This is a genomic window from Pseudescherichia vulneris (assembly GCF_902164725.1).
Taxonomy (GTDB): domain Bacteria; phylum Pseudomonadota; class Gammaproteobacteria; order Enterobacterales; family Enterobacteriaceae; genus Pseudescherichia; species Pseudescherichia vulneris.
In genome coordinates this window covers 2,371,232-2,382,517 of sequence record NZ_LR607338.1, presented here as the reverse complement: position 1 = coordinate 2,382,517, position 11,286 = coordinate 2,371,232, and the positions used below count along the sequence as shown (strand labels likewise).

Annotated in this window: 14 protein-coding genes; 1 reads left to right on the top strand and 13 read right to left on the bottom strand. The window is 60.2% G+C overall.

Translation table 11 applies throughout. The features are described from left to right. Positions 1-36: 36 nt before the first annotated feature. The 13 genes from fliR to fliF all read right to left on the bottom strand — a co-directional run bounded on the left by fliR (position 37) and on the right by fliF (position 10,734). Complete coding sequence (fliR, locus tag FN633_RS10225; protein WP_154057622.1) at positions 37-831, bottom strand: flagellar biosynthetic protein FliR; 795 nt, start codon at positions 829-831, stop codon at positions 37-39. Positions 832-840: 9 nt separating this feature from the next. After that, entirely contained in the window at positions 841-1,110 is a 270-nt protein-coding gene (gene fliQ, locus FN633_RS10220; protein WP_042391441.1) for a flagellar biosynthesis protein FliQ, read from the bottom strand. An 11-nt stretch (positions 1,111-1,121) separates the two neighbouring features. Then, positions 1,122-1,859, bottom strand: coding sequence for a flagellar type III secretion system pore protein FliP (fliP, locus tag FN633_RS10215; protein WP_103819216.1), 738 nt, complete (start codon positions 1,857-1,859; stop codon positions 1,122-1,124). After that, the gene (gene fliO / locus FN633_RS10210) at positions 1,859-2,233 is read right to left on the bottom strand and encodes a flagellar biosynthetic protein FliO (RefSeq protein ID WP_154057621.1); all 375 of its coding nucleotides are present in this window, start codon (positions 2,231-2,233) and stop codon (positions 1,859-1,861) included. The genes fliP and fliO overlap by 1 nt, the downstream gene beginning before the upstream one ends. A 2-nt stretch (positions 2,234-2,235) precedes the next feature. Continuing rightward, positions 2,236-2,652, bottom strand: coding sequence for a flagellar motor switch protein FliN (gene fliN / locus FN633_RS10205; RefSeq protein ID WP_042391438.1), 417 nt, complete (start codon positions 2,650-2,652; stop codon positions 2,236-2,238). Further along, positions 2,649-3,653 (bottom strand): flagellar motor switch protein FliM, encoded by a 1,005-nt coding sequence (gene fliM / locus FN633_RS10200; RefSeq protein WP_154057620.1) that lies wholly within the window; start codon positions 3,651-3,653, stop codon positions 2,649-2,651. The genes fliN and fliM overlap by 4 nt, the downstream gene beginning before the upstream one ends. Positions 3,654-3,657: 4 nt before the next feature. Next, positions 3,658-4,125 carry a flagellar basal body-associated protein FliL gene (gene fliL, locus FN633_RS10195; protein ID WP_042391436.1) on the bottom strand — a complete coding sequence of 156 codons (468 nt, stop codon included), beginning with the start codon at positions 4,123-4,125 and terminating at the stop codon, positions 3,658-3,660. A 105-nt stretch (positions 4,126-4,230) separates the two neighbouring features. Then, positions 4,231-5,514, bottom strand: a complete 1,284-nt coding sequence (gene fliK / locus FN633_RS10190) for a flagellar hook length control protein FliK (protein WP_154057619.1) — start codon at positions 5,512-5,514, stop codon at positions 4,231-4,233. Then, positions 5,511-5,954 (bottom strand): flagellar export protein FliJ, encoded by a 444-nt coding sequence (gene fliJ / locus FN633_RS10185; RefSeq protein WP_042391434.1) that lies wholly within the window; start codon positions 5,952-5,954, stop codon positions 5,511-5,513. The genes fliK and fliJ overlap by 4 nt, the downstream gene beginning before the upstream one ends. Positions 5,955-5,978: 24 nt before the next feature. After that, complete coding sequence (gene fliI / locus FN633_RS10180; protein ID WP_042391469.1) at positions 5,979-7,349, bottom strand: flagellar protein export ATPase FliI; 1,371 nt, start codon at positions 7,347-7,349, stop codon at positions 5,979-5,981. Next, entirely contained in the window at positions 7,349-8,065 is a 717-nt protein-coding gene (gene fliH, locus FN633_RS10175; RefSeq protein WP_154057618.1) for a flagellar assembly protein FliH, read from the bottom strand. The genes fliI and fliH overlap by 1 nt, the downstream gene beginning before the upstream one ends. Then, positions 8,058-9,053, bottom strand: a complete 996-nt coding sequence (gene fliG, locus FN633_RS10170; RefSeq protein WP_042391432.1) for a flagellar motor switch protein FliG — start codon at positions 9,051-9,053, stop codon at positions 8,058-8,060. The genes fliH and fliG overlap by 8 nt, the downstream gene beginning before the upstream one ends. Then, positions 9,046-10,734, bottom strand: coding sequence for a flagellar basal-body MS-ring/collar protein FliF (fliF, locus tag FN633_RS10165; RefSeq protein ID WP_154057617.1), 1,689 nt, complete (start codon positions 10,732-10,734; stop codon positions 9,046-9,048). The genes fliG and fliF overlap by 8 nt, the downstream gene beginning before the upstream one ends. A 225-nt stretch (positions 10,735-10,959) precedes the next feature. Between fliF and fliE the strand changes: the two genes are divergently transcribed. Beyond that, positions 10,960-11,274 (top strand): flagellar hook-basal body complex protein FliE, encoded by a 315-nt coding sequence (fliE, locus tag FN633_RS10160; protein WP_154057616.1) that lies wholly within the window; start codon positions 10,960-10,962, stop codon positions 11,272-11,274. The last annotated feature ends 12 nt before the right edge of the window (positions 11,275-11,286 follow it).

Here is an 11,286-nt window from a genome sequence, read left to right as displayed (position 1 = left end):
GGGGCTACATCATCCTCAATAAAGACCGTTCAAAATCTAGGGACTGGAGGCCTGCGGTAATTCGCTGATGATATCCGCCAGCAGATTAAAAATTTCGCTGAACAGATGCTCACAGAAAGGGGCAATGAGCGGCATCAGGGCCGCCATCAGGACAATACCGACGCCCAGGGTGATGGGAAAACCTACTGAAAAGATCGAGAGCTGGGGAGCCATACGGTTCAACAGCCCCAGGGAGAGGTTCAGGGTCAGCAGCAGCGTAATGACCGGCAGCGCCAGCATCAAGCCGTTGATAAAAATGAGTCCGCCCGCACGGGTCAAGGCCAGGAACGCATTGCTGTTCACCGGCTCGCCGCCGATGGGCAGGGTATGGAAGGTATCCACCAGCATCGAAATCAGCCACAGGTGACCATTAAAGGTCAGAAACAGCAGCAGGGCCAGCATATCCATAAAGCGCGCCAGCACGGGCATATTCAGGTTGCTGCTGGGATCGAAGAAAGTGGCAAAGGAGAGGCCCATCTGTAGCCCAATCAGCTCTCCGGCGGTGCGTATGGCGGCAAAGGCGAACTGCATGGTAAAGCCCAGCGCGATGCCAATCAGGATCTGCTGCAGCGCCAGCCACAGCGAATCCCCGGAAAAGATCGGCACGTTAGTGACGGGCAGGGAAGGCGCAATGACGATGGTAATCACAAACCCCAGTCCCAGCTTGACGCGTTTGGGCACGCTACGCTCGCTGAGGATCGGCGCGGTGGAGATCAGCGCCAGCACGCGCAGCAGTGGCCAAAAGTAGAGGCTCAGCCAGTGGAGCCACTGATCGCTGGTTACCGACACCATAAGGGTTACTTATCCAATAATATAGGGAATATTGCTGAACAGGGTGCGCATATAGTCCAGCAGCAGGTTAAGCATCCACGGGCCGGCAACGATAATAGCAACGAAAACGGCGATAATTTTCGGGATAAACGACAGCGTCATCTCGTTAATCTGCGTGGCGGCCTGGAGGATACTGATCACCAGGCCGGTGACCAGCGCCACCAGCAGCAGGGGCGCGGCGACCATCAACGCGATTTTCATCGCGTCCGTACCCATCATCATCACCGATTCTGGCGTCATTTCCGCACTCCTTAACTGTAAAAGCTCTGCGCCAGCGAGCCGACCAGCAGCTGCCAGCCGTCTACCAGCACGAACAGCATTAGCTTAAACGGCAGGGCGATAGTCGCGGGCGGAACCATCATCATCCCCAGCGCCATCAGCACGCTGGCGATCACCAGGTCGATGATGAGGAACGGAATAAAAATGGTAAAGCCAATCTGAAACGCGGTCTTGAGCTCGCTGGTGACGTAGGCCGGGAGCAGAATGCGCATCGGCACCGCCTCCGGACCTGGCAGCGGACCGCTGTTGGCCAGGCGAGCAAACAGCGCTAAATCGGCTTCCCGTGTCTGGCGCATCATAAACTCTCTCAGCGGCTGCGCGCCTTTCTCCAGCGCCACGTCGATGGAGATCTTGCTTTCACTGAACGGCTGATAGGCCTCGGTGTAAATCTTATCGATCACCGGCGACATAATAAAAAAGGTCAGGAACAGGGCGAGGCCGAGCAGCACCTGGTTAGGTGGCGCGGAGGGCGTACCCAGCGCGTTACGCAGCAGGCCAAAAACGATGATGATGCGGGTGAAGCTGGTCATCATCAGCAGAATCGCTGGCAGGAAGGTCAGCGAGGTGATAAACACCAGGGTCTGCACCGGCAGGGACCAGCTCTGGCCACCGTTAGCCAGCGGTTGGCTGACTAATCCGGGAAGTTGAGCAAAGGCGCTGGGCGCAACCAGCACCAGGCCAGCCAGCGCAAGAGGTAACAAACGGCGCATCAGGATCTCCCGGAACGCTTGATCAAATTCTTTAACACGGCCTGAAAATCCGGGGTGTTCTCTTTCGGGGCCTCGCTCGCAGGCGGTGCCGGAGGAAGCGTGTGCAGCAGGCTGATTTGTGACGGCGTCACGCCCAGTACTAGCCGTGCATTGTCGACGTCAACGATAATTACCCGCTCGCGCGGGCCAACGGTCGTGCTGGCGCTGACCTTCAGGCCACGGGCGCTGGCGGTTTTACCGCCAAAACCCATCCGCTTCGCCAGCCAGGCTGCCGCGAGGATCAGGGCAATAATGCCCAGTAGCGCGCCGCTTACCTGCACCAGCGGTGAACCATGAACGGCAGAGGGCTGCACAACGGTAGCCTGGGTTTTCATGCTTAGCGGCTCAGACGACGCATACGCTCGGACGGCGTGATGATATCGGTAATACGCACGCCGTACTTGTCGGCGACAACCACGACTTCACCCTGGGCAATCAGATAGCCATTGATCAGGATATCCAACGGCTCACCGGCGAGGCCGTCCAGCGCCACCACCGACCCCTGGGTCAGGCGCAGCAGCTCTTTAATGGTCATGCGGGTACGGCCAAGCTCTACCGTCAGCTTGACCGGGATATCCATAATCAGATCGATATCCTGCAGGGTGCCGCTCACGTCACCGCCGCCAAACTGCTGAAACACCGAGTCGGTGGTGCTTTTGCTGCTGGTCGTGGTTTTTTGTTCGTTCAACGCGTCAGCCCACAGATCGTCCATTGCCATACTGTTCTCATCGGACGGATTGTTCATATCACTCATTTGGGCTGTTCCTCATTCAGCGAATTCAAAATCGGGTTGATCAAGTGTTCAACGCGCAGGGCATACTGGCCGTTGACGGTGCCGTACTGGCTGGTAAGCACCGGGACACCGTCTACGTGGGCGATGATGCGATCGGGTTTCTCAATCGGCAGCACGTCGCCGGGTTGCAGCTTCAGGATCTGCGACAGGCGCAGCGGGACATCGCCGAAATTGGCTATCAGCTCCAGCTCGGAGTGCTGCACCTGACGAACCAGGTTATCGCGCCAGTTCTGATCCTCGTTGCGGGAGTTCTCCAGCGGCGGGTTAACCAGCGTCTCGCGCAGCGGCTCAATCATGCTGAAGGGCAGACAGATATTAAACTCGCCGGTCAGGTTACCAATCTCCACATGGAAAGGGGTATTGACGACGATATCGTTCGGCGAGGTAGTGATGTTGGTAAACTTCACCTGCATCTCCGAACGCACATACTCAACGTCCAGGGGATGGATCGCTTTCCATGCGTCGCTGTAGCCTTCCAGCGCCAGCTTCAGCATGCGGTTGATCACCCGCTGCTCGGTATGGGTAAACTCACGTCCCTCAACCTTGGTTGGGAAACGGCCATCGCCGCCGAACAGGTTATCTACGGCAATGAACACCAGGCTTGGCGAGAAGACAAACAGCCCGGTACCGCGCAGCGGCTTCAGGTGGATCAGGTTAAGGTTGGTTGGCACCGGCAGGTTACGGGCAAACTCATGGTAGGGCTGAATGCGGATCGCCCCCACGGTAATGTCCGGGCTGCGGCGCAGCAGGTTAAACAGCCCCATACGGAACTGGCGCGCGAAACGTTCATTAATAATCTCCAGCGCCTGCAGGCGTTCACGCACCACGCGGCGCTGGGTATTGGGATCGTAAGGACGAATATCACTCTCGCCGCCTTTACCGGGCTGCGGAGCATCGCTCTGTTCGCTGTCGCCGTTCAGCAGCGCATCAATTTCGGCCTGTGAAAGAATGCTATCGCCCATGTCTTTACCGCAAAATGAAAGCTGTATAGAGAACGTCAGTCACTTCCTGCTTTGGCTGGCCAGGGACTAACGGCGGAGAGAGCGTCTCTTTGATGGCGGCGACCAGCTGGCGCTTGCCTTCGTCGGTTGCCAGCTGCGTGGCATCCTGACGGGAGAAGAGCAGCAGCAGGCGGCTACGCACCTCCGGCAGATACTCGCTCAGGCGTGCACGCGTGCCTTCGTCTTTCAGGCGCAGGGTAATGCCGATGTAGAAGACGCGATCGGCTTCGCCCAGGTTAACGGTAAAGGTATCCAGCGCGAAAAAGACCGGTGCGGGCGGCGGCGGTGCTTCGGCTTTCACCTCTTCACCTGGCTGCTGGTGCATGCGCCAGTAGCTATAGCCGGCGGTGGCGCACGCGGCGAGCGTGATCAACACCAACAGCGGGATCCAGATTGAGCGTTTCTTTTTCTTGGTAATTGCGGCGTCAGTCATCTGTTACGTGCTTCCTGTTTCGGTACTGCTTATAGACTGATTATCCCGTGTCCTGCGTCCGTCAAAGGGCGGAAAAGACGGGGATAATCATGCTACCTTTTGCGTTTAGGCAAAGATGTCTACCGCGCCGTTGCCGCGAGCACGCGATTGCAGGCTCGCCGGAACGGTCAATGCATCTTCTTCGTCAGCGGCAAACGTGCCGCCGTGGCCCGATCGGGAGGCCTGCTGTTGCTGGGAAGAGGAGTGCTGCTGCCCAGCGGAGCTTTCGCTGCTGATGCTGCTCTGACCAAGCTGAATGCCGTTTTCCGCCAGCTGGGTGCGCAGTACCGGCAGCGCGGCTTCCAGCGCGGCACGCACGTGGCTGTGCTGGGAAACCATCTGCAGCTGGGCCTGGTTGTCGTCAATCTTCAGGCTAATCTGCACCTGACCTAAATCTTCCGGATGCAGGCGTAGCTCGGCGCTCTGCTGGCCCTGCCGGGTAAACAGGGTGATATTCTGGCTGATGGTCTGCTGCCATTCGCTGCTGCCCAACGGGGCGCTGATCACCGGCGCGGCAACCGGAGCGCTGGCCTGCGCTGGCGCGGCGGTGGTCACCGCTGGGGCGACGCTGACGCTGGTGTTGACTGCCTGCACGGCGGTCTCCGGAGCGTTTTTCAATGGCGCGGCGGCGGTCAGCTGGCTGGTTTGCGCGTTGCCGTCAACGGCAGCGGCAAAACGCTCGCCGTCGACGTCCTCTTTCGTCGCCGGGCTTAACGTTGGCTCACGGGTGAGAGAGGCGAGATCCGCGCTACTGCCAGCGGCAGGGGTCACCGGCGTGGCGGTGGCAGCGGCGTCGCTCTTCGGCACGGTGGCCGTCGCCGTTTGCTGATGCGGCAGCATTGCCAGCAGGGCGCTCAGCCCGGCCAACTCCTCTTCACTGAGATCGCTGCGGGTGTCGTCATCTGCGTCAGCGGTTGTCGCGGTCGGCTGCGTCTGTGGCGCAGCTGCTGTCGATGTTATACCTTTCAGGCCGCCGGTCAGGCTGGCTAAAATAGTCTGCAGTGGCGTGCTGGTCTGGGCTGCGTCTCCGGTCGCGTCAGCCTTAGCGGCCGTTGCAGCGGCCGCCGCAGCGCCTGCTGGCGTACGGGCGAGCAGGGCGGCAAGCTGTACTGCCGGAGAGCGGGTATCGGACTCATCCGCGCCGCCTTTCAGCAGGCTCTGCTGTAGCGTCGCGCCTGCGGTGCGCAGATCGTTAAGCGTCAAAGGTGCGTCCTCACCTGACGCCTGGGTGCCGGAAAGCACGCCCGACAGCAGGGCAAGAAAGTCTTCTGCGCCCGTCGCCGTTTTACCTGTTTGCAGGCCGCTGGTGGTATCGGCATCGGTAACAAGCAGTTTTGGCAAAGTGATCACTCTGGTTTCCTCATTGAAGCGCGCTGGGCGAACTCATCCATTTTTTTCTGATCGAGGCGGTTCTCTGCCAGCAGGGCGGCGCTGGTCTGCCGATCCTGTAGGGTTTGCCACGCCTGCAAACGTTGTTTCTTCTCTCGCCAGGCGTTCAACGCCTGTTCGACTTTCGTGGTCCACTGCATCAGCTGCTGGCGGTGCTGATCGATAGCTTTCTCCAGCGTGGAGATAAACTGCTGGTAGTTCTGCCAGCGCTGGCTGCCAATGCCCTGGGTCATATCCGTGTTGAGGTTATTGCGGTACTCGTTCTGATAATCCATCAGCATCTTGAGCTGCTCTTCCGCCTGCTGACATCCCCGGCGCATCTCGCCGAGGCGTATTGCTGCGTCATCCACCGCTTTTTCAGCCAGATCCTTTAGCGTCGTTAATGCGCTAGTCTGCGTCACGATCGTCGCCCTCCCACTCTTCTGTTACACCGTCGGGAAAATAAGCTCTAAGCCCTGGATGGACTCTTCCCATCCGGCGCGTTCAAAAATACCCTGCTGGAGATAGGCTTCCAGCTGCGGCCACAGGGCGATGGCTTTATCCAGCATTGGATCGCTGCCCCGGGCGTAGGCTCCCACGCTCACCAGATCGCGGTTGCGCTGGAAGCTGGAGAGCAGCTGTTTAAAATGTCTGACCCTGGCGTAGTGCTGCTCGCTGATTAACGCGGTCATGGCTCGGCTAATAGAGGCTTCAATATCGATAGCCGGATAGTGACCCGCCTCGGCTAGCCGCCGCGACAGCACGATGTGACCATCAAGAATGGCGCGGGCGGAGTCGGCGATAGGATCCTGCTGGTCATCCCCTTCGGTCAGCACGGTATAGAAGGCGGTAACGGAACCGCCGCCGTGGATGCCGTTACCGGCGCGCTCCACCAGCGCGGGCAGTTTGGCAAACACGGAAGGCGGGTAGCCTTTGGTTGCCGGGGGCTCGCCAATCGCCAGGGCGATCTCACGCTGCGCCATGGCGTAGCGGGTCAGGGAGTCCATAATCAGCAGCACGTGCTGGCCGCGATCGCGGAAGTCTTCTGCGATGCGCGTGGCGTAGGCCGCGCCCTGCATACGCAGCAGCGGCGAGACGTCCGCCGGGGCGGCGATCACCACCGAGCGGGCGCGACCCTCAGCGCCAAGAATGTTTTCGATAAAATCTTTTACTTCACGGCCACGCTCGCCAATCAGCCCGACCACGATCACGTCGGCCTGGGTGTAGCGCGCCATCATGCCCAGCAGCACGCTCTTACCGACGCCGGAGCCGGCAAACAGACCCATACGCTGGCCGCGGCCAACGGTTAACAGGGCGTTGATCGCCCGCACGCCGGTATCAAGCACATGCTCGATGGGAGTACGCTGCAGGGGGTTGAACGGCTGGGTGATCAGCGCGCCGGTTTCGGTGGTGTCAGGGGAGGGGAGGCCGTCCAGCGGCTTGCCCGCGCCGTCCAGCACCCGGCCCAGCAGCGCCGGACCTAACGGCAGCTGTTTGCCGCTGTGCAAGCCATCGCCGCTGGCGCTGCGGGCGTAGACGCGTGCGCCGGGCAGAATACCTTCCACCTCTTCCAGCGGCATCAGAAACAGGCGCTGGCCGTTAAAGCCCACCACTTCACTCTCAACTTCCCGGATGTCGCCATTCTCCTGGCGTTCAATAACGCAGGTGGCCCCCAGCGGCAGCTGCAGGCCAGTCGCCTCCAGTACCAGACCGGTGGCGCGGGTCAGTCGCCCGTAGCGGCGTACCGCTGGCAGCTGCGCCATTTTGCTCTCAAAGTTGTCCAGCGTGGTCAGCCAGCGGGTCAGGCGCGCAGTCATCAGATCGCTCCCGGCGCGGCCAGGCGGCACAGTTCCTGCCAGCGGGTGGCGACGCTGGCATCCAGATCGCCCTCGTCGGCAGAGACTTTACAGCCGCCCGGATGGAGGGTCGGATCGCCCCGCAGACGCCAGCCGTGCAGGCTCAGCGTCGCGCCCAGCATCTCTTCCACGCGCGGCAGATCGTCCGGGTGGACGCGCAGCTGCGGCTTGCCGTTAAACAGCGGCTCCTGCTGAAGCAGCTGCTGGATCTGTTTGATCAGCGCGGTGTTATCCACGTTCGGCGTCTGGCCGATCACCTGCCGCGCCGCCTCCAGCGCCATCTGCATCAGGCGGGAGGCGATCACGCTATCCAGCGCATCAAGCGTGTACTGGAACTCGCTCACCAGCTGCTGCATCCGGGCATGGATCGGTGCCTGCTGCTGCTGGGCCTGAGCCAGACCCTGCTCCAGGCCCTGGGCCAGACCTTCCTGGTAACCTTTGCTATGGCCGTTCTGCCGACCTTCGGCGAGACCGGCGCTGTATCCCTGCTCGTGGGCCTGGATCTGCAGCTGCGCCAGCTGCTGCTGTTGCTTCTGCTCGTCGGTTAAAACGACCTCTTCGCTCTCCTGCGGGGCGTCGTCGCTGTCGCTATCGTGCGCCACCGCCGGAACGAATTCGCTTACCGGCATCGCCAGATCTTCCGGCGTCCAGATTTTCCACGGCAGCTCGTTAGACATAGGTATCCTCGCCGCTGCCAATTACCATCTCGCCGGTTTCTGCCAGACGACGAACGATAAGCAGGATCGCTTTCTGCTCGTTCTCCACCTGAGAGAGACGCACCGGACCACGGTTGGCAAGGTCGTCGCGCAGAATGTCTGCCGCACGCTGGGACATATTGCGCAGGAACTTCTCGCGCAGCGGCTGTTCGGAGCCTTTGAGCGCGATAAGCAGGGATTCGGAATCCACTTCCTGCAGCAGGCGCTGGATGCTGCGATCGTCCACCTCGGAGAGGTTTTCGAACAGGAACATCTCGTCGATAATTTTCTGCGCCAGCTCGCCGTCGAATTCGCGCACGGCGGTAATAACCGCTTCTTCCTGCTGGGTCTTCATCAGGTTGATGATCTCGGCCGCCGTTCTTACGCCGCCCATTTTGCTGCGCTTGAGGTTCTGGCCGTCGAGCAGGCTGTTCAGCACCTCCGTCAGCTCTGCCAGCGCGGCTGGCTGCACGCCGCCGAAGGTGGCGATACGCAGCATGACATCATGACGCAGACGCTCATCGAAGAGGGCGAGAATATCCGCCGCCTGGCCGCGCTTAAGGTGCACAAGGATGGTGGCGATAATCTGCGGATGCTCGTCGCGGATAAGATCGGCTGCGGTCTGCGGCTCCATAAAGTTGAGGGTCTCGATACCGCTGGAGGTATCGCGGGTCTCAAGAATATCTTCCAGCAGGCTCGCGGCGCGCTCTTCGCCGAGCGCTTTGACCAGCACCGAACGCAGGTAGTCGTTGGCGTTGATATTGAGCGCGGCGAACTGCTCGGCTTCCTGCTCGAACTCTTGCAGGACGTCAGTCAGCTGCTTATTGGAGATCTGGCGCACGCCGGCCATGGCGGTACTCAGGTGCTGAACCTCACGCTGGGAGAGGTGCTTGAACACCTCCGCCGCGCGGTCTTCGCCAATGGTCATCAGCAGGATGACGCTCTTTTCGGTTCCGGTAAGGTTACTCATGCTCTTCACCACTCATCCACTGGCGGATGACCAGCGCAACAACGCGCGGATCGTTATCTGACATTTCGCGAATACGCTGGCTCATCACCTCGGCGCTCAGGCGCTGGTTAGCCCGGCGCTGCTGGGTCTGCTCGTCTTTGCTGAGGCGAACCTCTACGGCTTCCTCTTCCGGCATCTGGCGAGTCTGCGCATTCTCAAGCAGCGCTTTGCGCTCCTCTTCGCGACGTACCAGCTGCGGACGAATGGCTTTGCGCCACAGGATCCAGGCAACAATCAGCACCAGCAGCCAGCGACCGGCGGTCATCAGCTGATCGATAAAGGCCTGCTGTTGCCAGAACGGCAGCTCGCCTGCGCTCTCATCGGTGGCGTTGAACTGAGAGTTCACCACGTTGAGGGTATCGCCGCGCTGCTGGGAGAAGCCCATCGCTTCACGGGTCAGGTCTTCGATCTGCTTCAGCTGGTCGGCGGTCAACGGCAGCGGTTTGCCATCGGTCAGGGTGCGATAGTTCACCACCACGGCCACGGAGAGACGCTGCACGTCACCGACGTTCATTTTGGTATGGCGAATGGTGCGATCGACTTCGTAGTTGGTGGTTTCGTTGCGCTGCGTATTACGCGGACCGGCGCTGTTTGCCGTGCTGGTCGAGGTTGTCTGCTGCGCATTCGGGTTCTGCTGGCCGTTCTGCGGTGCATTCGCGGTAATCGGCGCGTTATTGGCTGGCGCAGGCTGGTTAGAGAGCGCACCCGGCACGCCGCCCGGATAAGGGCCGCCCACCTGCTCGCTTTCGTTCAGCTGACGGGAGCGCATCACGGCTTCGGACGGGTTGCCGTTCGGATGATACTGCTCTTCGGTCTGTTCTTTATTATCGAAGTCGATCTGGGCGTTAACCTGGGCATGGACGTTGCCATTCCCGACGATAGGGGAGAGGATCGCCTCGATACGGCGCTGCACGCGACCTTCAACGTCAGCGGCATACTTCAGCTGGGCGTCGTTAAGATCGCGACCGCTGGTGTTGGACTGGGTCAGCAGGCGACCGCTCTGGTCGACCAGGGTAACGTTACCCGGCGGTAGGCCCGCAACGGCGCTGGAGACCAAATGAACCACGGCGCTGATCTGGCCTTCGTCCATGGCGCGACCCGGTGCGAGGTTCACGGTAACGGAGGCCGAGGGGGATTTCTGTTCGCGCACGAACAGTGATGGCTTCGGCATTGCCAGGTGGACACGAGCTGACTTCACCGGCCCGAGGGTTTCGATGGTACGGGCCAGTTCACCCTCCAGCGCACGCTGGTAGTTGACCTGCTCGCTGAACTGGCTGATACCAAACTTCTCCTGGTCCAGCAGCTCAAAGCCCACCGCGCCGCCTTTCGGCAGCCCAAGCTGGGCGAGACGCAGGCGCAGTTCGTGCACCTTGTCCGCTGGCACTTCAATCGCGCCACCGGTTTCAGAGAAGCGGTAGGGGATGTTCATCTGCGTCAGCTGGGTCACTATCGCGCCGCCATCCTGATCGGAGACGTTGCTATAAAGGACGCGGTAGTCCGGCTGCTTTGCCCATAGCACCATCGCAACGATGATGGCGATGGCGGCGGCACCGGCGACAAGCAGTGGAATTCTGGGGTTCGCGCGCAGGCGGTTCATCCATTCGAGAGATTTATTCTGTGATGCGGTTGCTGTCGCACTCATTGCACACCTCGTAACTCAGGGTGGACGGCATTATTCGTGTAATGAAGCAAAACGGACTCCCGGGTCGGCAAACACGACAAAAGTTCCATGTTGATGGCCCTGCCATTATTTGATGATTTGCGATTTTCTATGGGTCAAATAACCTGGTTTTTTGTCGCTATTTACCGCCTTCATCTTATTGACAAACTGGTAACCTCGTCGCCAGTCAAATCATGTAAGGGTTAAATCATGTCTATCCAGGGGATTGAAGGCGTCATCAGCCAGCTGCAGGCCACGGCCGGCGTGGCGAAAAACCAGAGCGTTGGCGCTGAGTCCACCGTTAGCTTCGCGGGCCAGCTGCACGCCGCGCTGGATCGCATCAGCGATACGCAGACCGCCGCGCGTACGCAGGCTGAGAAATTCACTCTCGGTGAGCCGGGCGTCGCCCTGAACGACGTGATGACCGATCTGCAAAAATCATCCGTGTCGTTACAGATGGGGATCCAGGTGCGTAACAAGCTGGTGTCCGCCTATCAGGATGTCATGGCGATGCAGGTGTAGCAGATCTAAATT

What these genes read in the sequence shown, in the direction of transcription:
- fliR (WP_154057622.1), bottom strand. Translation starts at nt 831, where the DNA reads ATGGTGTCGGTAACCAGCGATCAGTGGCTCCACTGGCTGAGCCTCTAC.
- fliQ (WP_042391441.1), bottom strand. Translation starts at nt 1,110, where the DNA reads ATGACGCCAGAATCGGTGATGATGATGGGTACGGACGCGATGAAAATC.
- fliP (WP_103819216.1), bottom strand. Translation starts at nt 1,859, where the DNA reads ATGCGCCGTTTGTTACCTCTTGCGCTGGCTGGCCTGGTGCTGGTTGCG.
- fliO (WP_154057621.1), bottom strand. Translation starts at nt 2,233, where the DNA reads ATGAAAACCCAGGCTACCGTTGTGCAGCCCTCTGCCGTTCATGGTTCA.
- fliN (WP_042391438.1), bottom strand. Translation starts at nt 2,652, where the DNA reads ATGAGTGATATGAACAATCCGTCCGATGAGAACAGTATGGCAATGGAC.
- fliM (WP_154057620.1), bottom strand. Translation starts at nt 3,653, where the DNA reads ATGGGCGATAGCATTCTTTCACAGGCCGAAATTGATGCGCTGCTGAAC.
- fliL (WP_042391436.1), bottom strand. Translation starts at nt 4,125, where the DNA reads ATGACTGACGCCGCAATTACCAAGAAAAAGAAACGCTCAATCTGGATC.
- fliI (WP_042391469.1), bottom strand. Translation starts at nt 7,349, where the DNA reads ATGACTGCGCGCCTGACCCGCTGGCTGACCACGCTGGACAACTTTGAG.
- fliH (WP_154057618.1), bottom strand. Translation starts at nt 8,065, where the DNA reads ATGTCTAACGAGCTGCCGTGGAAAATCTGGACGCCGGAAGATCTGGCG.
- fliG (WP_042391432.1), bottom strand. Translation starts at nt 9,053, where the DNA reads ATGAGTAACCTTACCGGAACCGAAAAGAGCGTCATCCTGCTGATGACC.
- fliF (WP_154057617.1), bottom strand. Translation starts at nt 10,734, where the DNA reads ATGAGTGCGACAGCAACCGCATCACAGAATAAATCTCTCGAATGGATG.